Source organism: Streptomyces sp. NPDC050508 (assembly GCF_040655155.1).
In the GTDB taxonomy this organism is placed as follows: domain Bacteria; phylum Actinomycetota; class Actinomycetes; order Streptomycetales; family Streptomycetaceae; genus Streptomyces.
This window is the reverse complement of record NZ_JBFAJJ010000009.1, coordinates 206,855-226,717: the sequence shown is the minus strand read 5'-3', so window position 1 is coordinate 226,717 and position 19,863 is coordinate 206,855. Positions and strand designations below refer to the sequence as shown.

Annotated in this window: 17 protein-coding genes and 2 pseudogenes; 9 read left to right on the top strand and 10 right to left on the bottom strand. The window is 70.4% G+C overall.

The window, feature by feature from the left end:
* Nucleotides 1-162: 162 nt before the first annotated feature.
* Nucleotides 163-735: a flavin reductase family protein gene (locus AB0I69_RS26300; protein ID WP_363098132.1), complete on the top strand. Its 573-nt coding sequence runs from the start codon at nucleotides 163-165 to the stop codon at nucleotides 733-735.
* Nucleotides 736-829: 94 nt separating this feature from the next.
* Here the strand turns inward: AB0I69_RS26300 and AB0I69_RS26295 are convergent.
* Both AB0I69_RS26295 and arfB read right to left on the bottom strand, forming a co-directional pair.
* Nucleotides 830-1,160 (bottom strand): annotated as a pseudogene (locus AB0I69_RS26295) (sigma factor-like helix-turn-helix DNA-binding protein); the annotation flags it as partial.
* Nucleotides 1,161-1,242: 82 nt separating this feature from the next.
* On the bottom strand, nucleotides 1,243-1,671 hold the full coding sequence (arfB, locus tag AB0I69_RS26290; RefSeq protein ID WP_363098131.1) for an alternative ribosome rescue aminoacyl-tRNA hydrolase ArfB: 429 nt from the start codon (nucleotides 1,669-1,671) through the stop codon (nucleotides 1,243-1,245).
* 184 nt (nucleotides 1,672-1,855) lie between these two features.
* Here arfB and AB0I69_RS26285 point away from each other — a divergent pair, with 184 nt between their 5' ends.
* Together AB0I69_RS26285 and AB0I69_RS26280 are read left to right on the top strand one after the other, a co-directional pair.
* The gene (locus AB0I69_RS26285) at nucleotides 1,856-2,431 is read left to right on the top strand and encodes a TerD family protein (protein WP_200717071.1); all 576 of its coding nucleotides are present in this window, start codon (nucleotides 1,856-1,858) and stop codon (nucleotides 2,429-2,431) included.
* Nucleotides 2,432-2,639: 208 nt separating this feature from the next.
* Nucleotides 2,640-3,890 carry a DUF1266 domain-containing protein gene (locus tag AB0I69_RS26280; protein WP_363098130.1) on the top strand — a complete coding sequence of 417 codons (1,251 nt, stop codon included), beginning with the start codon at nucleotides 2,640-2,642 and terminating at the stop codon, nucleotides 3,888-3,890.
* Nucleotides 3,891-3,995: 105 nt separating this feature from the next.
* Here AB0I69_RS26280 and AB0I69_RS26275 read toward each other — a convergent pair whose 3' ends face one another.
* Together AB0I69_RS26275 and AB0I69_RS26270 are read right to left on the bottom strand one after the other, a co-directional pair.
* Complete coding sequence (locus tag AB0I69_RS26275; protein ID WP_363098129.1) at nucleotides 3,996-4,532, bottom strand: RICIN domain-containing protein; 537 nt, start codon at nucleotides 4,530-4,532, stop codon at nucleotides 3,996-3,998.
* 16 nt (nucleotides 4,533-4,548) lie between these two features.
* Nucleotides 4,549-4,821: a DUF397 domain-containing protein gene (locus tag AB0I69_RS26270; protein ID WP_363098128.1), complete on the bottom strand. Its 273-nt coding sequence runs from the start codon at nucleotides 4,819-4,821 to the stop codon at nucleotides 4,549-4,551.
* A gap of 218 nt (nucleotides 4,822-5,039) precedes the next feature.
* Here AB0I69_RS26270 and AB0I69_RS26265 point away from each other — a divergent pair, with 218 nt between their 5' ends.
* The gene (locus AB0I69_RS26265) at nucleotides 5,040-6,011 is read left to right on the top strand and encodes a bifunctional GNAT family N-acetyltransferase/NUDIX hydrolase (RefSeq protein WP_363098127.1); all 972 of its coding nucleotides are present in this window, start codon (nucleotides 5,040-5,042) and stop codon (nucleotides 6,009-6,011) included.
* Nucleotides 6,012-6,170: 159 nt separating this feature from the next.
* Here AB0I69_RS26265 and AB0I69_RS26260 read toward each other — a convergent pair whose 3' ends face one another.
* On the bottom strand, nucleotides 6,171-7,601 hold the full coding sequence (locus AB0I69_RS26260; protein ID WP_363098126.1) for a M1 family metallopeptidase: 1,431 nt from the start codon (nucleotides 7,599-7,601) through the stop codon (nucleotides 6,171-6,173).
* 66 nt (nucleotides 7,602-7,667) lie between these two features.
* On the opposite strand from AB0I69_RS26260, the pseudogene AB0I69_RS26255 reads away from it, so the two are divergent.
* Both AB0I69_RS26255 and AB0I69_RS26250 read left to right on the top strand, forming a co-directional pair.
* Nucleotides 7,668-8,081: pseudogene (locus AB0I69_RS26255) on the top strand (hypothetical protein); the annotation flags it as partial.
* Nucleotides 8,082-8,187: 106 nt separating this feature from the next.
* Nucleotides 8,188-8,688 carry a hypothetical protein gene (locus AB0I69_RS26250; RefSeq protein WP_363098306.1) on the top strand — a complete coding sequence of 167 codons (501 nt, stop codon included), beginning with the start codon at nucleotides 8,188-8,190 and terminating at the stop codon, nucleotides 8,686-8,688.
* Nucleotides 8,689-8,825: 137 nt separating this feature from the next.
* Here the strand turns inward: AB0I69_RS26250 and AB0I69_RS26245 are convergent, their stop codons facing one another.
* Nucleotides 8,826-9,533 carry a pentapeptide repeat-containing protein gene (locus tag AB0I69_RS26245; RefSeq protein WP_363098125.1) on the bottom strand — a complete coding sequence of 236 codons (708 nt, stop codon included), beginning with the start codon at nucleotides 9,531-9,533 and terminating at the stop codon, nucleotides 8,826-8,828.
* Between the two features lie 96 nt (nucleotides 9,534-9,629).
* On the opposite strand from AB0I69_RS26245, the gene AB0I69_RS26240 reads away from it, so the two are divergent.
* Together AB0I69_RS26240 and AB0I69_RS26235 are read left to right on the top strand one after the other, a co-directional pair.
* Nucleotides 9,630-10,598 (top strand): zinc-binding dehydrogenase, encoded by a 969-nt coding sequence (locus AB0I69_RS26240; RefSeq protein ID WP_363098124.1) that lies wholly within the window; start codon nucleotides 9,630-9,632, stop codon nucleotides 10,596-10,598.
* Nucleotides 10,599-10,654: 56 nt separating this feature from the next.
* On the top strand, nucleotides 10,655-12,172 hold the full coding sequence (locus AB0I69_RS26235) for an MFS transporter (protein ID WP_363098123.1): 1,518 nt from the start codon (nucleotides 10,655-10,657) through the stop codon (nucleotides 12,170-12,172).
* A 60-nt stretch (nucleotides 12,173-12,232) separates the two neighbouring features.
* On the opposite strand, the gene AB0I69_RS26230 is transcribed toward AB0I69_RS26235, so the two are convergent.
* The 3 genes from AB0I69_RS26230 to AB0I69_RS26220 form a co-directional block, all read right to left on the bottom strand.
* On the bottom strand, nucleotides 12,233-15,463 hold the full coding sequence (locus tag AB0I69_RS26230; RefSeq protein WP_363098122.1) for a Tat pathway signal protein: 3,231 nt from the start codon (nucleotides 15,461-15,463) through the stop codon (nucleotides 12,233-12,235).
* 99 nt (nucleotides 15,464-15,562) lie between these two features.
* Nucleotides 15,563-16,969 carry an FAD-binding oxidoreductase gene (locus AB0I69_RS26225; protein ID WP_363098121.1) on the bottom strand — a complete coding sequence of 469 codons (1,407 nt, stop codon included), beginning with the start codon at nucleotides 16,967-16,969 and terminating at the stop codon, nucleotides 15,563-15,565.
* Nucleotides 16,970-16,978: 9 nt separating this feature from the next.
* On the bottom strand, nucleotides 16,979-17,632 hold the full coding sequence (locus AB0I69_RS26220) for a rhomboid-like protein (RefSeq protein ID WP_363098120.1): 654 nt from the start codon (nucleotides 17,630-17,632) through the stop codon (nucleotides 16,979-16,981).
* A gap of 34 nt (nucleotides 17,633-17,666) precedes the next feature.
* On the opposite strand from AB0I69_RS26220, the gene AB0I69_RS26215 reads away from it, so the two are divergent.
* Nucleotides 17,667-18,581, top strand: a complete 915-nt coding sequence (locus tag AB0I69_RS26215) for an aminoglycoside phosphotransferase family protein (protein ID WP_363098119.1) — start codon at nucleotides 17,667-17,669, stop codon at nucleotides 18,579-18,581.
* A gap of 9 nt (nucleotides 18,582-18,590) precedes the next feature.
* Here AB0I69_RS26215 and AB0I69_RS26210 read toward each other — a convergent pair whose 3' ends face one another.
* The gene (locus AB0I69_RS26210; RefSeq protein WP_363098118.1) at nucleotides 18,591-19,634 is read right to left on the bottom strand and encodes a LysR family transcriptional regulator; all 1,044 of its coding nucleotides are present in this window, start codon (nucleotides 19,632-19,634) and stop codon (nucleotides 18,591-18,593) included.
* Between the last annotated feature and the right edge of the window lie 229 nt (nucleotides 19,635-19,863).

Here is a 19,863-nt window from a genome sequence, read left to right as displayed (position 1 = left end):
CATTTTCCCTGTGCGTTTACTGAACGCAAACTATGCGGGTGTGTGGACATGATGCACGACGATGTTCCGTCACGTGGGCCATTGGTCCTAGGACCCTGTGAGGATCCTGTCGGGACCGAGGTCCGATGCGGTGCGCGGTACTCGGAGATTAGCGTTCCCGGCGTGCTGAACACCGCGTCGATCACCAACTCCCTTCCCTCCGGGCATGCTGTGGGGGTGAGCAACGACGAGTTCCGCGCCGCCCTCGCCCGGCTGGCCGCGGGCGTGGTCCTGGTGACCGCGCACGAGGAGCCGTACGACCCGGACGACCCCCAGGCTCCGGTCGGCGAGGACGTGGGCATGACGGCGACCGCCTTCATGTCGGTCTCCCTGGACCCGCCGCTGGTGCTGGTCAGCCTCCGCAACGGCTCCCGCATGGACGACCTCCTCGACGAACAGCCCCTGTGGGCCGTCTCGGTCCTCTCCGAGAGCCAGCGCCACATCGCGGGCCGCTTCGCCATGAAGGGCCGCATCAGCGACCGACTGCTCTTCGACGACATTCCGTACGTCCACGGCGAGGCGTCCGGCGCCCCCCTGGTCCGCGGCGCCCTGGCCACCCTCGAATGCCGCACGGAACAACGGATCCCGGCCGGCGACCACACCCTCGTCATCGGCCGGGTACTGACGGCGGAGGTGGGCAGCGCGGAGGGCGGCCCACTGACCTACTTCCGGGGCAGGTACCGGCAGTTGGGGTGACCAGCCGCCGAGCAGCGTGACGGTCGGCAGGACCGCCCGCGAGCCGCGCGAGGCCGGCGAAGCACGCGTAACCGCCCGCACTGGCGGTCACCGCGCCCTCGGAGCGCGCCAGGACATCCGGGTCGAGCAGCTCGACCAGGGCATCGAAGTCCCCCTCGCGCACGGCGGCGAGAAAGGCGTCGGCGACCGCCCGCTGCCGGCGGGATCCGCGTCCGGCGCGAGAGCGCCCTGCACCCGGCGCCGGGCCTTGCTCGCCAACTGCCGTGCCGCCGTGGGCGTACGCCCGACGATGGACGCGATCTCCTCGAACGGCACCGCGAACAGGTCGCGCAGCACGAACGCGAGGCGCTCGGCCGGTGCCAGGGTCTCCAGTACGACGAGCAGCGCGCCCCGACCGAGTCGGCGAGGAGTGCGTCCTGCTCGGGGCCGGGCGCGGAGGTGCGGGCGGCAGGATGCGAATCGGGCGGCGAGGAATTCGCCGTCGTCCCGGTTCCTTTCCGGACGGGGTTATCCCCAGTCCCGCCCGGTCCGCCCCCGCTTCGTGTCGGAGCGTTGCTTCTTCTCGCGCAAGCGGCGCTCATTGATGCCGCGAGGAATACGGGTGGCCCGGCGCGGCTTCGGTGGCGGTGCGGTGGCCTCCGCGAGAAGCGCCGCCAGGCGTACGGCGGCGGTCTCCCGGTTGCGCCACTGGGAGCGGTGCTCGGAGGACCGTACGGTGACGACCCCGTCGACGAGCCGGGAGGCGAGGCGCTCCAGCGCGCGTGCCTTCCACACCTCGGGCAGTGCCTCGGTCTTCGCCAGGTCGAAGCGCAGCTCCACCTGGGAGTCGCTGGTGTTGACATGCTGCCCGCCCGGCCCCGACGACCGCGAGAAACGCCACATGAGCTCGGCCTCGGGCAGGGAGACGGAGCCGCGGATGAGATAGGGACCGGACATGCCCCCATGGTCGCCTGCCTGTCCGGTCCACGTCACGCCAATTACCCCGGATGTTCCGCGAGACGCGGGTAAAGAAAGTAAAGCCACGTGGAACCTTCGGTACCCCTCTTGGCGTTCATAGAGGTACCGGTAGCTTCGTCCTCAGTACGAAGCCCGCACCGCAACGAGGGAAGGACTCCCAACAATGGCTGTAAGCCTGTCCAAGGGTGGCAACGTCTCGCTCACCAAGGAGGCCCCGGGCCTGACCGCTGTCACCGTAGGCCTCGGCTGGGACGTCCGCACCACCACCGGCACGGACTTCGACCTCGACGCCTCGGCGATCGCGGTCAACCCCGAGGGGAAGGTCTACTCGGAGGGTCACTTCATCTTCTTCAACAACAAGTCGACCCCGGACCAGACGATCGTCCACACCGGCGACAACCGCACGGGCGAGGGCGCGGGCGACGACGAGGCGATCAACGTCAACCTGGCCGGCCTCCCGGCGGACGTCGAGAAGATCGTCTTCCCGGTCTCGATCTACGACGCGGAGACCCGCTCGCAGAACTTCGGCCAGGTCCGCAACGCGTACATCCGCATCGTGAACCAGGCCGGCGGCGCGGAGATCGCCCGCTACGACCTGTCGGAGGACGCGGCCACCGAGACGGCCATGGTCTTCGGCGAGCTGTACCGCAACGGCGCGGAGTGGAAGTTCCGCGCGGTGGGCCAGGGTTACGCCTCCGGCCTGGTCGGCATCGCGCAGGACTTCGGCGTCAACGTCTGAGGTTCGCCGCGTTCGTATGCAGTGCCGTGTGTGAGGCCCCTGGCTGCGGTTGTGGCCGGGGGCTTCGGCGTGTCCGGAACAGGACGGGGAGGCCCGCAGGGAGGCCCGCACGGGAGGTCCACAGGGGGGTCCACAGTGGGGTCTCAGTCCCGTATGAGAATGTGCCGGGATCACCATTTCGTTGGCCCCTGGAAGGACAGCGAGCCCTATGTCGTTCGGACCGTCCCCCGCCGGTTTCGGGCCTCCTCCACCGCCCGCCTGGATCCCGCCGACCGATACGGAACGCGCACTGGCCGAGGCCAGGGCACGCGGCGACCGGTCCGCGTACTACGACGTCCTCGCCCGGGTCCGCCTCTACTACGTGATGTCCCGCGAGGCCTACGACGCCCAACCGGACCGTGTGCACCGCGTGTTCGTCCGCGACACCCGTACCGGCGCCAGGCACTGGGAACTCTTCACCGACGGCATGCTGCCCGCACCGCGGACCGACGTGGTGTATTCGCGCAACTCGCTGGACTGGATCGCGGACGCCTGGGATCCGCAGTGCCCGCCCACCATCGTCGTCAACCCCGGCACCCCGTGCGAACTCGCCCTGCCCTACGGCCCACCGGGCACGACGGACTGGTCGCACGTGGCGCGACAGGCCGCCCCCTCCATGTCGATGCGGCTGCGCGCCCTCCACGTCGGCGGTGTGCTGCACGGCCCCGTCGCCCACGGCCTGGCCTGCGGAGCTCTCCTCTGCGTCAACAACGGCTCCCTCTGGAACGCGTTGGCCTGGCACGGACACGGCTACGACGGTGAGCGCCGGCGGCTGCGCGAGTGGTGGGGCATCACCACCCGCGCCGAGTGGCAGTACCACCTGCGCAACCTGCTCGCCTGCGAAGCCTCCAGCTCCGTATGGGAGTTCGCGCTGAGCCTGCGCCGCACGATCTCCCGTGACTTCGGCGGCCACGTCGACACCGGCTACTGGCGCCAGGCCGTCGCCACCGTCATCCGCGCCGACTCCGAGGGTTCCACGGTGATCACCAAGGACGGCGTCACCCGGACGGACCCGCGCCCCGAGTCGGAGACCGAGGCCCGTATAGAGGGTGTGCAACGCCTCATAGGCCGCATCACCCGCTACGAGGCCCGCATGCGGGCCGACGGCATCCTCGCCGAGAACCGCTACGTCACCTCGGTCGAGGCCTGGGACCTGGGCCGCGCCTCGAAGATGGCCCGCTGGGGACTCGGCGCCCGCTTCGCCACCCTGGCGGAGGCCGAGTCCGCCGTCGCCCGCGCCGGCCGCACCGCCGCCCACTCCTACCGCTCCTGGCCGGACTTCTCCGCCGGCTACATCCTCGGCCGCTGCCTGCACTTCGACGAGGAGGAGTTCGGCGACTGGTACCAGGACATGGTCGCCGCGCACCGGATCCTGATGTCGGAGGCGGGGAGCCCGTGGCTGAACATTCCTTTTCGGTAGGGCGCGTGGGGCCGGGATCCGACGCCGTTGCGGGCTACGCCTGTACAGGGCCAGGTCCAATGGGCCGGGCCCCGCACTCGCGTTCAACCGAAGCGGTTCACCACATCAGGACTGGTTCCACTCCTGGGACCAAGCGGTGTAGCAGAGGTACTGCACCTCCTGGGTACGGTCGACGCTGCTCTCATTGAGGGGTTGCAGGCACTTGCCGCTGTGCCGGGCAACGAGCCGTGGCCAGCCGGTGTGGGTACTCGTCTGCACGGTCCACTGCTGGTTGTATCCGCTGTTGCAGTCGTTTATCTGGACGATGTCGTTGTTGTTCTGGCCCGAATTCACGACCTCCATGCATCTACCGCTGCTGGCGATGACCATCTGGAAGTAACCGCTGTCGGTCGCCCGAAGTGTCCACTGCTGGTTGACGGTTCCGTTGCAGGTGTACTGCTGGACTATGGAGCCGTTGGTCTGACCTCCGGTGTCCAGGCACTTACCCGTGTAGAAGTTCTTGAACTGGTAGTAGGTCACGGACTGGGGCTTGAGGCTCTGGACACCCGCGCTCGCCGGAGAGGTGAAGGCCAGGACGGAGACGAGCGACGCAGAGATCGCGGCGAGTCCGGTAGCCGCTTTCCGGAGGGAATTCCTTTTCATGCTGATGGTCTCCTGTTCATTCGTTCTGTGAATGCATCGCCGTGAATACATCGCGGCGAATGCATCGAATGCTCAGCAGGCAGCGTGGCGCGCCGGGAGCCGCTTGTCGCTCTCCGTTCCGCTCAGCGGACCAGGGACCGGGGCAGGGCCTGCGATGTGGTGCAGGGCCTCGATCAAGTACGTCACCGGGGGTTTCGCTCTCGCGGAGGAGTATTCGGCCTTTGTGGTGGGCGAGTTCGAGGCAGTTGCCGCCCTCGATGCCGGAGAAGGACGACTTCTGCCACTGCACGGACAATGCCGGGACCTTTCAGAGTTCTCGGGCGAGGTGATGGATGAGCTGTCGGGACTCCGCTTCGCTCAATGACGAGCGCTCCGCGAAGTCGATCAGCATCCGGTACCTGTTCAGCTGTGCCTCAGCCCGTACAACGCGGCGCCAACCCGCACGGCACTCCCGCCAAACAGATCTGGTTCGAGCTCGGCGGAGCCCCCGGCCGCTAGCGTGCCCCCATGTTCCTCGAACCGCTCACGCCGACCGAGGCCGGCGCGCTCCCCGGCGAGCTGCTCACCGAGCTGACCGCCCTCTACGCCTCGAACCACGCGTTCCACGCCCTGAGCGGTGACTTCCCCGACCCGGAGGGCATCCGGCCCGAGCAGGTGGCGACCGCGCTGGCCGACGAACTCGCCGACCCGGACGTCGAAGTACTGCTCGCGCGCAGCGCCGGACGACTCGTCGGGATCGCCATCACCCTCGGCACGCATCCCGACCCGGATGACGAGGACCCCTGGATCGGCCTGCTGATGATCGACGTCACGCAGCAACAGCAGGGGCACGGACGGCAGTTGGCGACTCTCGTCGAGGACCGCTTCCGCGAGGCCGGCCGAACCGCCGTACGCCTGGCCGTCCTTGACAACAATCCCGACGGCCTCGCCTTCTGGACCACCCTCGGCTACGACGTCATCGACCACCGGCAAGACCGCCAACTCGGCCGCCCCTGCGCCGTATTGCGCAAGCAGCTGCGCAAGCCCCGCCGCGCGGCCCGCGTCGCCGTACTCGACCCGGCCGGATCCGTCTTCCTCTTCCGCTACGACAACGTCGAGATCGGCATCCACTGGTCCCTGCCCGGCGGAGGTATCGAGGGGGACGAGACCCCGCGCGAGGCCGCCTTGCGGGAGTTGACGGAGGAGACCGGCTGGACCGACCTGGAGCCCGGCCCGCTGCTGCACAGCTGGGAACACGACTTCACCCACGGCGACACCCCCGTCCGCCAGCACGACACCATCTACGTGACCCACGGCCCCCACCGTGAACCCACCGGCCCCCACCTCGCCGCCGCCCACGCCGAGGACGGCATCCTCACCTGGCGATGGTGGACACGGGAGGAGCTGCGCGGGACGACGGAGACCCTGTGGCCGCCTGAACTCGCCCGGCTGCTCGACGAGTTGGAGGAAGGGCCGGACACGAGCGCGGGGAATGGATGACCGCGTGGCCGACACCGAAGACCGCCCGCAGCCGAGCCCCCAGCTGCGGGCCCTGCTCCACCGACCGGTTCTTCAGCCAGGACGACACCTTCAGGCAACTCGCGGACGCCACCGTAAGCTCCCTCTCGTTGTCGTAGAGGTCACCACGAGACGGATCAGTCAGGGACGGGGCGGCTTTCCGTGCCCGTACAGCCAGTTCTTCCAGATTCCGTCGAAGTTCTTTCCCGGCGCCATCTTCTCCACGTACGCCGTGAAGTCCGCCGTGGTCGCGTTGCCGTGGCGGTGTGCGGCTGCCCAGCCCTGGATGATGTCGTAGAACCTCGCGTCGCCGACCGTCCGGCGGATCTTCTGGAGGACCATCGCGCCGCGTTCGTAGACGGGGCTGTCGGAGATGTGGGCGGCGCTCGTGGGGTCGGCCGGTGGGAAGGCCCAGATCGCCTCGTTGTCGGCCTTGTCGTCGTAGTAGTCGCCCTTGTAGAGCGCGTCGAAGGTCTGTTGCGCGGTGTCGCCGTCGTGGTCCTCGGCCCAGAGCCACTCCGCGTACGTCGCGAAGCCCTCGTTGAGCCACATGTCGCGCCAGGTCTTCGGGGTGACGGAGTCGCCGTACCACTGGTGGGCGAGTTCGTGGACGAGGGTGGCGGTGTCGGGGGCGCCGGGGAAGAACGGACGGGCCTGCGTCTCCAGCGCGTAACCCGCGTCGCCCCGCCGGTCGACGATCGCGCCGGTGGAGGAGAAGGGGTAGGGGCCGAAGTTGTACTCCTCCCACTCCATGATCTCCGGGAGCCGGGCCAGTACCTTGCGGCTCGCTGCCGCTTCCTCCGGGTCCACCGCCACGTACACGGGGAGGCCGTTCTTCGTGGTGGTGCGCGTGATGTCGTAGTGGCCGATCGCGACCGTGGCGAGGTACGTCGCCATGGGGTGGGTCATGCGCCAGCTGTATGTCGTACGGCCGTCCCCTGCCGTCGTCTCCGTTCTCAACTCACCGTTGGAGACCGCCTGGAGGCCCTTCGGGACGGTGATCGTGATGTCGTACGTCGCCTTGTCGGAGGGGTGGTCGTTGCCGGGGAACCAGGCCATCGAGCCGGTCGGTTCGCCCAGTGCCAGCGCGCCGTCCGCCGTGCGCAGCCAGCCCTCCTCCGAGCCGTCGGGATCGGTGATCGTCTCGGGGGTGCCGGAGTAGCGGACCGTCGTGCGGAACGCCTTGCCCTTGGGGAGGGCGGAGGGTGGGTGGACTTTCAGTTCCTGGCCCTTACGGGTCCAGGAGGTCTTTCTGCCGTCGACAGTCAGCGACTTGACCTCCAGGCCCTTGAAGTCCAGGTCGAAGGCGGAGAGGTCGCGGGTGGCTCGGGCCGTGATCTGCGCCGTGCCTGTCAGGGCGTGGGTGTCGGGGGTGTACGTGAGGGTGAGGGCGTAGTGCGTTACGTCGTAGCCGCCGTTGCCCGCCTCGGGGAAGTACGGGTCGCCCACGCCTTCGCCGCCGGGGGTGGCGTGTGCCCCGCCCGGTCCGCTGCACGCCGTCACGACGAGGGTGAGGGCGAGGGCGAGCAGGAAGGGCCTGGCAGTCGCGACGAGCCGCGCGGATCGGGACACGTGCGCGATTCTACGAGTCCGGGACTCCTCGCCTCTGAATACGGGGACCCTCGTACGCTCGGTTCCATGCCCCGCTCCTCGAAGAAGTCCCGCCGACTCGTCGCCGACGGGCGCACATACATGTGGAGCCTGCGCCACAGTCACCGCGACTCCGTGCCGGACGGCGACGGCGGCAACGGTGGCCGGTCCGTGGGCTGTGTCCAGACCCTCACGCTGAATCCGCAGCCGGCCGGCACCGGCGGACCGCTGCGGATCGTCTTCGTCGCGGCACCGGGGCGGTTCGTCCCGGGCGGCGCCCCCTTCGGCTCCGGTGACGTCGGGTACGTCCGGGGCGCCTCCCTCAACCTGCACGAACCCGGCGCCGTCCGTGCCCTGCTCGACGCGGCGTCGGCCCGCGGGTGGCTGCCGCGGCCGGGAGAAACTCGGGCCGTGGAGGTCGACGGCTGGGCCCTGCTGGAGGCAGCCGCCGCCGCGCGGGACGCCGGCGGCGACGGGCGGGACCAGGGCGGCAGCGGGCAGGCGGGGCCCCGTGAGGGAGCGGCTCCGGCTGCCGTCAGCCCTCTCGAACCGTGACACCATCTCCTACGTGCTCGACATCGGCTACGCCCTCTCCAACCGTTTCCCGGACCCCCCGCAGACCGACTACCGGCGCGCCGACGTCCACGCGCTGCGGCACGACCTGTTCTGCGGTGACGTGTATCTCGCCGACACCAAGGCGGACCGGGAGGTGTCCACGGCCTGGGGCTGGGTGCCGGTGCTCGACTTCGCGTGGGCGCTGTGCGACATCGTGGAGCGGATCGACCAGGACCCGGCGGGGTCGCGGGCGTCCCGGCCGCAGCGGGCGGAACTGGACTTCACCGAGTCCACCGACCGGATGCTGTTCGAGCGGCGCTTCGGGTGGGTGGACGTCGAGGCGGACTGGATGCGGCGGGAGGAGGAACCGTTGACCTTCTCGCACGCCGAACTGCGGCGTGAGGCGCGGGACTTCCTGCACGATCTGATCGCCGACCTGGTCGATATGCACGATGCCCTGGGCGAGAACCCGGCGATCTGGACGTTGCAGGCGAGGTTCCCGAGGGTGCGCTGAGCTTCTTGGTTGCCCTGAATCTGGTGGCGCCGTACCTGGGGGCTACGCCCCCAGACCCCCATCGGCCCTGAAGGGGCCTCGTCCTCAAACGCCGGACGGGCTGTTTTTGCCAGCCTGCGTCAAGAAGTCCCCCCCCCTCACCCCTCCACCCGAATCCCCATCTGCACCGCCAACACCGGTGCCAGATCCAGCAGTTGCCCCATGCTGATCACCGCCCCCGACAGCCGGTCGATCCCCCGTGTGATCTCCAGCTCCGCCGCCCCGCGCAGATCCACGTCCGTGAACGTCACCCCCGTGAAGTCCGCCCCCTTCAGCGCGCAGTCCACGAACTCGACGCGCTCCAGGCGGGCGTCCAGGAAGTCCGGTTCGACCAGGACGCAGCTCTCGAAGACGACGTCCCGGAGTCTCGCCTTGCGCAGGTTCAGGTAGTCGATCTTGCCGCCCCGAATCACCACCCGTTCCAGAACCGCGCCGTGCAGCTGCACCCCGCCCATCCTGGCGTCGATCACCTCGACGTCACGCAGGGTCGACTCCGCGAGGTCGGTGCCGACACCCCGTATACCGGTGAGGACCGAGTCCAGTACGCGGGCGTGGTGCAGTCGCGTCTCGTCCAGCGCGCAGTTCGTCAGCGCGCAGTCCATGAAGCGGGCGCCCCCGCCGTCCTGCCCTACGAAGTCCTCGTCCCGGAACTCCAGCCCGTCGTAGTCCCCGTCCGGCTCCAACTCCCCGCCGTCGTACGCCTCCAGAGCCGGCAGCCGCATCTCCGGCCGCCGTGCCCCCTTCACTCCCCCCGGGCCACCGGTCCTGCCCGGTCCACCCGTCCCACCCGTCGCTCTCCTCGCCATGCCCCCATCCTGCACCCCGCCACTGACAATCCCCCTGACCTGCGCAAACCCCATGCACCTTGACCTCAAGCGCACTTGAGGTCGAAGAGTGAAGCCATGCGCGCCATACGACTCCACGCCTTCGGTCCCGCCGAGAACCTCACCTACGAACCCGTCGACGACCCCTCCCCCGGCCCGGGCCAGATCCGTGTCGCCGTCGCCGCGGCCGGAGTGCATCTCCTGGACACCGCCCTGCGGAAGGGAGAGCGGGGTCCGCTGCCCGAACTCCCGGCCCTCCCCACCATCCCCGGCCGCGAGGTCGCCGGTGTCGTCGAGTCGCTCGGGGAGGGGGTCGCCGGGCTGTGGCTCGGGAAGCGGGCGGTCGCGCATCTCGGGTTCGCGCCGGGCGGGTACGCGGAGCTGGCCGTGGTCGATGTCGACCGGGTGCACGAGATCCCCGAGAACCTGGACTTCGCGCAGGCCGTCGCGATGATCGGGACGGGGCGTACGGCGATGGGGATCGTGCAGTTCATCAGCGAGTTGGGCAGCGACTCCGTGGTCGTCGTTCCGGCCGCCGCCGGAGGTCTCGGCACGCTGCTCGTGCAGTACGCCAAGCACGCCGGTGCCACGGTGATCGGTCTCGCGGGCGGCCCGGAGAAGGTCGGCCTGGTGCGGGCGAACGGCGCGGATCTCGCCGTCGACTACACGGACCCGGAGTGGCCGGGGAAGGTGCGGGCCCGGCTCGGCGGGCGGCACGCGACCGTCGTGTTCGACGGGGTCGGCGGAGGCGTGGCCCGGGACGCCGTCGGGCTGCTCGGGCCGACTGGTCGGCATGTCGTCTTCGGGTGGTCGAGCGGGGAGCCGTATGCCGTCGAAGGGGTGTCCGAGCAGGTGCTCGGGCCCGTGATGATGCGGAAGGCCGGCGGGCCGAGTCCCGTCCGGACGCTGGAGTTGCGCGCGCTCGCGGAGGCGGCCGAGGGGCGACTCGTACCGGCCGTGCAGCGGTTTCCGCTGGCCGGGGCGGCAGAGGCGCATCGGGCGCTGGAGACGCGGCGGACGACCGGGAAGGTGGTGCTGGAACCATGACCCGGCACAGCGGGTCCGAGGATGCGATACATCACGATTCGTGGTCTTCTGACCAGATGAGTGTCACCCGAACAGGTGAGACCGGAACGACGGCCGAGAGTCCCGACCCCCGCCGCTGGTGGGGCCTGGTGATCATCGCTCTCGCGCAGCTGATGGTCGTCCTCGACGCGACGATCGTGAACATCGCGCTTCCCTCCGCGCAGCGCGACCTGGGCATGACCGACGGCAACCGGCAGTGGGTCATCACCGCGTACACCCTCGCCTTCGGCGGGCTGCTCCTGCTGGGCGGGCGGATCGCCGACCTGGTGGGCCGCAAGCGGACGTTCGTCATCGGGCTGATCGGGTTCGCCGGTGCCTCCGCGCTCGGCGGCGCGGCCACCGGCTCGGGCATGCTCTTCGGCGCCCGCGCCCTCCAGGGCGTCTTCGCCGCCGTACTCGCCCCGTCCGCGCTCTCCCTGCTGACGACGACGTTCACCGACCCCAAGGAACGCGGAAAGGCCTTCGGGATCTACGGCGCGCTCGCGGGCAGCGGCTCGGCGATCGGCTTCATCGCGGGCGGGCTGCTCACCGAGTACCTGAACTGGCGCTGGTGCCTGTACGTCAACATCCCCATCGCGATCATCGCCGTCTTCGGCGCGTTCGCTCTGCTGCACGACCGGCCCGGCCACGCGGGCGCCCGCCTCGACGTGCCCGGTGTGCTGCTCGGCTGCGGCGGACTCGTCGCGATCGTCTACGGGTTCAGCGAGGCGGAGTCGCGCGGCTGGGCGGACTCGCTGGTGCTGGGGCTGTTCGCGGCCGGTGTCGTGCTGCTCGTGTCCTTCGTGTGGTGGCAGACGCGGGCACCCAGCCCCCTGCTCCCCCTGCACATCGTCAAGGAGCGCAACCGGGCCGGCTGCTTCCTCACCATGGGCCTCGCCGTCATCGGCATGTTCGGCATGTTCCTGTTCCTGACCTACTACCTCCAGGTCATCCTCGGCTACTCGCCCGTGAAGACCGGCATGGCCTTCCTGCCCCTCACGGTCGCGATCATCGTCGGCTCGACGCAGATCTCGGCCCGGCTGATGCACCACGTGCCGCCGCGCACCCTGATGGTGCCGGGCGCGGTCCTCGCGGCGGGCGGCATGTCCTTCTTCACCCGGCTGACCGTCGAGTCGGACTACGCGACCGAACTCCTGCCCGGGCTGCTGCTGATGGGCCTCGGCATGGGCCTGATCTTCATGCCGGTCTTCGCCACCGCCACGGCCGGGGTCGCCCCGCAGGACTCGGGCGTGACGTCCGCGACCGTCAACACCTCGCAGCAGGTGGGTGGTTCGATCGGTACGGCGCTGCTCAACACGATCGCCACGACCAGCAGTACGGCGTACATCGCCGCCCATCTCCACAACCCGGCGCAGAAGGCCCTGATCACGAGCAAGGGCATCGTGCACGGCTACACGGTCGCCATCTGGTGGGCCGTCGCCGTGATGCTGCTGGCGGGACTGGTCGCGGGCCTGATGGTGACGGCGCGGGCGCCGAAGCACGCGGCGACGGCGCAGGCGCCGGTGCCGGACTCCACGTCGAAGTCGGTGACATGAGCGACGCCCCGGTGCCGAAGCGGCCGGGGCGTCACTCGGTCGACAGGCTCAAGTGCCCGGTCAGGTGACCGACTTGGTCGCCTTGCTCACCGCCGATCCGTCCCCGTGCCCCGTGCGGTGCGCGACGACCTTGACGGTGATCTTCTTGCCCTTCTGCGCCGACTTCAGGACCAGCGAGGACTTGGTGGCACCGCTGATCACCCTGCCGTTGGCGTACCACTGGTAGCCGTACGACGTGGCCGTCGGGCTCCAGGTACCGGTGGAGGCCTTCAACGTCTTGCCGACCTTCGAAGTCCCGCTGATCACCGGCGACTTCGTGGCCTTGGGCGCGACCCCCTTGGCGACCGTCACCGCCGGCGAGGTCGACGCCCCGCCGGTCCAGCCGCTCTTGGCGGCGGTGACGGTCACGGTGAGCTTCTTGCCGAGCTGTGCCGCGGCGATCGTGTACGTCGACGCGGTCGCCCCGGAGATCGCCTTGCCGTCGGCCTTCCACTGGTAGCTGTACGAGGACGGGGCCGCGGACCAACTCCCGTTCCCCGCCGTGACCTTGGCGCCGACCTTGGCCGTGCCGGTGATCTTCGGGGCGGCCGTGTTGGTCAGGGCGGGCTGGGTGACGGTGAAGGTGCCGAACTGGTACTGGACGCCGCGCTCGATCACGCTCACGGTCCAGGTGCCGGTGGCCGCGCCGGTCAGGTCGACGGTCGCCTTCAGGGTCCGGTTGTCCGCCGAGACCGAGTCCGTCGTCGCCGTCAAGGTCTTGCCGGCGAGCGCGAGTTGAACCGTGGCGTCGCCGCCGAGCGCGGTGCCCGTGACGGTCAGCGCGACCTTGCCGCCCGCGACCCCGGTGGTGGGGCTGACGCCGGTGACGCTCACCTTGTCCGGGCCGCACAGCGGGGACCGGCAGCTGAACGCGGCACGGTAGGAGGTGCTCGACGTCTTGTCCGGCAGGCCGAGCACCAGCAGGGACGGGCTGGACGCCGAGGACGTACCGCCGGCCGCGCACTGGTAGCCGCCCGGGATGTACAGCGAACAGCCGTTGTTCCAGGCGCTGTTGTAGAGCGCGGGCACCGCCGTGGCGGTCGCGCCGGTGGTGTCCGTGATCGCCGTGTCGAAGCGGTCGAGCCCGGCCGTGGGCAGCACCGCGCACACAGCGGTGTGCGACTCGTCGAGGGTGCCGGTGAGCGGGCCGAACCCGAAGGCCACCGACGGGATCTTCGTGCACTCGGGCGCGGGACCGGCGGCGGTGGCGATGCGCAGGGCGTCCAGGTGGTACTCGGGGGCGGCCTCCAGGGTGGCCGGGGTCTGGACGAGGACCTGGTGGGTGGTGGATCCGGTGACCGCGCAGGAGCGGTTGCGGAAGGAGCACTCGGCGGTGCCGTCACCGCGCATGACGGCGATGTTCGCGGTGCCCAGCGCGTCCCGCACGTCCACGTGGACGACGTCCGTGGCCGCGTCGGTGGTGATCTGGTGGCAGCGCAGGGTGCCGGGGGCGTCGTACGTGCCCTTCACGGACGGGCCGCCGACCTTCTGTTCCGGTGTCGGCGTGCAGCCCGCCGAGGCGGCGGTCGCGGTGACGTCCCGCCGGGTCAGGGTGTAGGAGGCGGCGAGGTCGCGGCCGGTGACCAGGACGGTGTGGGCCTTGCCCGGGGTCAGGGCGCAGAGCGTCCAGCCGTTGGTGGTGGGGAGGCGGTCGCAGACCTGCTTGCCGTCGGAGTCCAGCACGGTGAACTTCGCGGGGATCGCGCCCGAGGTGGCGACCAGTTGGAGGACCTCCGCGTTCGTGTGGGCGTTCGCCGGGATGCTCAGGCACTGCGAGAAGACGCCGCCGCCGGTGGTGAGCGTGGCCTTCGCGCCGTCGGCGGAGAAGCTGCCGGCGGGCAGCACCGGGCAGCCGCTCTCCGCGTCCGTGCGGTAGAAGGCGACCCCGTACGGGCCGGTCCCGCCGTCGGAGGCGTGGACCAGCGCGCGGTAGGGCGCCGTACCGGTCAGGGCGCAGGTGCCCGCGGACAGGGCGGACGCGCCGCACTGCGCGGTGCCGTTGCGGTCGAGGACCTCGACGTCGGCGTCGACGCCGGACGCGATGAGCGGGGTGAGCGCGGCGACCGAGGCGCCCTGCGGGGCGTCCAGCGTGAGGCAGTCGTACTGCCCGGCCGTGCTCAACTCACCCTTGTGCAGGCCCATTTGGACCGGTGCGCACCCGGTGGAGGAGGTGCGGTCGAGGACGATCAGGCCGTCCTTCGTGTCGTTGAAGGGGTACGTGCCGTCGAGGACCGCGGTGTACGTGCCCGCGCCGGGCACCTTGCACGGGTCGGTGGAGGACTGGCACACGGTCTTGCCGGCCGCGTCGTACACGCGCGCGGGGCCGCTGTCGCCCGTCTCGCTCACGTAGTGGACGGTGTACGGGGCCGCCGCGCCGACCGTGAACGTGTAGCAGGGGTTCGTCGTCAGGTCCTGGTCGGCCAGCGGGCCGTAGGACCGGACGGGAGCGGTGGTGCAGCCCTGGGGGTCGTTCAGCCGGCGCGTCTTCACCGCGAAGTCGGCGGGGAAGCCGTTCTCGCCGTACGACACCCGGGAGACGACCCGGTAGGGGCCCGTGCCGTCGGCGGGCAGGACGCAGCTGTCCTCGCCGTCCTCCGGGAAGTGCGGGCAGATCCGGGCGCCGGTCGCGTCGGTGATCCAGGCGAGCGAGGAGCCGTAGACCTTCGAGCCGTAGGTGAGGCGGATGCGGTCGCCGGTGGTGGCCGTGAACGGCTGGCAGTCGACCTCGACCGGGCTCACGGAGGTGCGGACGGCGTCCGGCTGGTCCCAGGAGGTGCCGGTGGTGTCCGCGCAGCCGCGCGTCGAGCCGAGCGGGACCAGGGTGACGGCCGTGTCGGCGTCGTTCCAGCCGTTGTTGACGACCTTCACGGTGTAGGTGCCGGCGGCGGGCAGGGTGCACATGCCGTGCGTGGTGTAGTCGTCGCCCTGGCAGTCGACCTGGCTGCCGTCCTCGGCCAGGAGCTGGGTGTACGCCGAGTTGCTGGTGTCGTTCAGCGACAGCAGGTACAGGCCCGCCGTGTCGGCGGTGACGGTGTAGCAGGTGCTCGCGCCGGGCACGACGGTCGCCTTGCCGACGGCGTCCCCCGGGTCGCCGAAGGGCGCGAGCGCGAGCGGCGCGCAGGTGGGGTCGTCGTCGGCCTGGGCGGCGCCCGCTCCGGTCAGTGAGAGGAGTGCGGCGAGCAGGGCGACGAGGACGGCGAGCGCGGTCGGCCGTCTGTGTCTCGCTCGTGGACAGGAATCGATATCGGGCATGAATCCCCCCTGAATCATGGGCTGTTGAGGCGATGCTCGCACACAGGGGTGACACAGGACCCGTGAGTATTCAGGGGGTGGTTGTCGCCCGCCGGTGCCTCAGTGGCGTCCGGCAACCCGGTCGGCGAACCGTGCCAACCGCGACGATTCGGCGCTGTGCCCGGTCAGTTCACGCCGGTCGGCCGCACGGTAGGTGGCGTACATGCCCTGCACACCCAGCCAACGGAACGGCTCCGGCTCCCACTTGCGCACCTTGTGGTCGACCCACGGGAGGGTGGTGAGGTCGGTGGGGCCCGCCTGTCCCGAGTCCAGCTGGACCAGGTCGCGCAAGGTCCGCGCGGCGAGGTTGGTCGTAGCCACCCCCGAGCCGACGTAACCACCCGCCCACCCCAGCCCGGTCGACCGGTCCAACGTCACCGTCGCGCACCAGTCGCGCGGCACCCCGAGAACCCCCGACCAGGCGTGCTCGACGCGCAGTCCGGCGAGCGAGGGGAAGAAGCGGACGAGGATCTCGCGCAGCGCCTCGATCGTCGCCGCCTGCGTGCGCCCGTCGTTGTCGGTCCTCGACCCGAAGCGGTACGGCACCCCGCGTCCGCCCAGCGCGATCCGCCCGTCGGCGGTGCGCTGCGCGTACATGTACGCGTGCGCCATGTCGCCGAGGGTCTCCAGACCACCCCAACCCACCGACTCCCACTGCGCGTTGGTGAGCGGTTCGGTCGCGATCATCGAGGAGTTCATGGGCAGCCAGGTCCGCCGCTGCCCCTTGAGGCTCGCGGTGAAGCCCTCGGTACAGCGCAGGACGTAGGGCGCGCGGACGGTGCCGTACGGCGTGACGGCGTGCTGGGGACGGATCTCCGTCACCGGCGTCGACTCGTGGATGACGACGCCCAGGGCCTCGGCCGCCGCCGCGAGCCCCTTCACCAGCTTCACCGGGTGCAGGCGGGCTCCGTGCGGCGTCCACGTCGAACCGACCGCGTCCGCGACCCGGATCCGCTCGGCGGTCTCACGGGCGCCGTAGAGCTCGCGGTCGGTCTCGCCGTACGACAGCTCGTGCTCGTGGAAGTCCTTCAGGCGCGCCAACTGGGCGGGTGTACAAGCGACTTCGAGGACGCCACCGCGATGGATGTCGGCCTCGATCCGTTCGTCCTCCGCGACCTTGACGACCTCGGCGACGGTGTCGTTCATGGCCTTCTGGAGGCGTACGGCGGCTTCCCGGCCGTGGAGTTTCGCGTACCGGTCGCGGCCCGCGATGCCGTTGTAGAGCCAGCCACCGTTCCGCCCCGAGGCGCCGTAGCCGCAGAACTTCTGCTCCAGGACGGTGACCCGGAGGAAGGGGGCCGCCTTCTTCAGGTAGTACGCGGTCCACAGTCCCGTGTAGCCGCCGCCGACGATCACGACGTCGGCCGACGCGTCACCGGCGAGGGGCTCCCGTCGTGCCGGGAGGCCGTCGTCCGCGTACCAGAAGGAGATGCCGCCGTTCACGACATCGTTCACCGAGCTGCTCATGACCGGACGCTAACCCCTGAGGGCGGCCACTGTCTCCTTCGGATTCCATGCTTTTCCGCAGCCTCTGACCAGCGGATAACACGCCAGACCGATCAGCACGGCCGTGAAGTGCCCTAGATCGGTGAAGGTACGGTCGGTCGCCAACGGCACCCCGTAGACCGCCAGCACGACCAGCAGATACGGGTACCGCCACGGCGCAGCGATCCGGTACACAAGTACCCCGACCACCCCCGCCAGCGCGTAACTCACCCCGATATCAAGGGTGTCGACCGCCGAATGCGGCGCCATGCCGTTCTTGATCGCCCACAGCAGCGACCCCTCGCTGATCAGCGTCGCCAGCACATGCGCGGCCACACAGACCATCAGCCACCGCGCCGTACCGAGCCAGCGCTCGGCCTGCGCGTGGAACACCGTGTACAACGCGGCGTACGGCAGCCAGCGGCCCCCGTCTATCCACATCGCGCTCGCGAACAGCACCCGCACCGGGTTGTTCGACAGCTCGTGGATGTTGGTGGACCGCTGCCGCAGGAACTCCTGCTCGAACTCCGGCGACATGTGATGCATGGCGACCGTGGTGACGAAGAGGACGCCGAGCCAGACGTAGGTGCCGGGGGCGCTGCGGACGTACGTCCACACCCTGTGGAGGCCCCGGGTAATTCGCATGAGCCGATTCACGCACGCAAGTATCGTCGGAGGCGTGATCGACATTCCGGCCGACCTCATCGCCAGTTACGAGAGTTTCGGCGGGGAGGCGGGAGAGGACTTCGCCACCGCCCTCCGGGAGCGGGCCGCACGGTTCCTCGATCAGTGGGAGCTGCGCCTCGACGGACCGTCGATGAACGGCCGGTGCGCGCTGGTCCTGCCCGTGCTGCGGGATGGGGGCACCTCCCGGTCGAGCGGAGTCGAGAGTGGGGGAGGCACGCGGGCCGCGCTCAAGCTCCAGGACGTGGACGAGGAGACGGCCGGGGAGCCGGTCGCGCTGCGGGTCTGGGACGGCGACGGGGCCGTACGACTGCTGGAGGCCGACGCCGACACGGGCACGCTGCTGCTCGAACGGCTGGACTCGGGGCGGGTGTTGGCGGATCTGCCGGACTCCCGCGAGGCCACGCTGGTCGTCGCCCGGCTGCTGGCCCGCCTGACGGCCGTAGAGGCACCGGCGGGGCTGCGGCGGCTCGGTGACATCGCGGCACAGGCGCTGCACCGGACCCCGGCAGCACTGCCCCGCGTCGGCGACCCGGCCGAGCGGCGGCTGCTCGCCGACTGGGCGGCGGCGGTGCGCGAGGTCGCCGGCGAACCCGGCGACCGGCTGCTCCACTGGGACCTGCACTTCGAGAACGTCCTGGCCGCGGACCGCGCCCCCTGGCTCGCCATCGACCCCAAGCCGCTCGCGGGCGACCCCGGCTTCGAGCTCCTCCCGGCCCTGTGGAACCGCTTCGACGCGGACGAGGTCGGGTGGCGGTTCGACGCCATGACGGAGGTACTCGGGCTGGACCGGGACCGGGCACGCGCCTGGACGCTGGGCCGGGTGCTGCAGAACGCGCTGTGGGCGGTGGAGGACGGGCGTCCACCGGTGCCGGATCAGCTGGAGATCGGCCGGCGGCTGCGCGGCTAGCTGTGTTTTTTACGCCCAGGCCGGTGTCCAGGTCCCCGCGTCGGCGTGGTCGGGTCTCGCGGTGGTGCGGAGGTGGTCGCGGAGGGCCGCGAGGGCGGGGTGCCGGTTGTCGCGGTGGTGGACCAGGGAGTGCGGGTAGACCGGGGTCGGATTCCGTAGGGCGATGCGGCGCAGGTCGTGGCCGGCGGGCCAGACCAGGCGGGTCTGCTCGCCCACGAGGGTCGCGAGTGAACGCGAACCGGCGATGGTGTCCAGCAGCGGCTCCACGCCGAAGTCGGGGCCGGTGCTCTCGATGGTGAGCCCGAACGCGGCGGCGAGCGCGTCGTAGTAGGCGGCCCACTCGGTGCCGGGGACGAGGCCGGGCATCCAGATCCGGTGCCCGACGAGGTCGGCCGGGGTGAGCGTGCGGGCGGCGGCGAGTGCGTGGGCCGGGCCGGTGAGGAGCTGCACGGGCTCGTCGAAGGCCCGGCTGACCTCGATGTCGTCGGGGAGCCGGCGTCCGGTCTCGGCGGCGGAGACGGACCGCGCGGGGATCGTGTCGTCGCGGAGCCGCCGACCGGTCTCGGTGAGGGAGACGGACCGCGCCGGGCCCGTGTCGTCGGGGAGCGGCCGGCCGGTCATGGTGACGGCGCGGAAGGACGCGTCGGCCGTGCCGGAGCGGATGGCCTCCACAGCCGCGTCGGCGTCGAAGAGGGTCACGACGTCGAGTTCGATCTCGGGGTGCGCGCGATGGAAGTCGCGCAGCAGGGCAGCCGGGGCGAGCCCGCGGCCGATCACGTCGACGCGCAGCGCGCGATGACCGGGCCGGACGGAGGCGAACGCCCGCGCCTCGGCGCGCAGCAGATCGCGCGCGTGGGGCAGGAACGCCCGCCCGTCGACGGTCAGTTCCGCCCCGCGCGGGGTCCGCGCGAAGAGCCGTACGCCGACGGACCGCTCCAGCGTGGCGATGCGCTTGGAGACGGCCTGCTGGGTGATCGACAACTCCGTGGCCGCGTCCTGGAAACGGCCCGCGTCCGCGATGGCCACGAAGGTGCGCACAGCGTCGAGATCCACGTCGGCGACGATACTGGCCATCACTGACAATCGCCGTTCACCAGCAGACACAACCACGGGTTGTGACTTCGCGGCGAGTCGGTTGTTTGATCTCGACGTCCGGCACTCGCTTTGATGCCGGTGGCCGAAATCGTGGTCGCGGTCGTGTCCATGATGGTGGCCGGCGGGTGGGTGTCCCGGAAAAGTGTGTCAGTTTCGCGGAAAGTGTCACACTTTTCCGGCGAGAGGG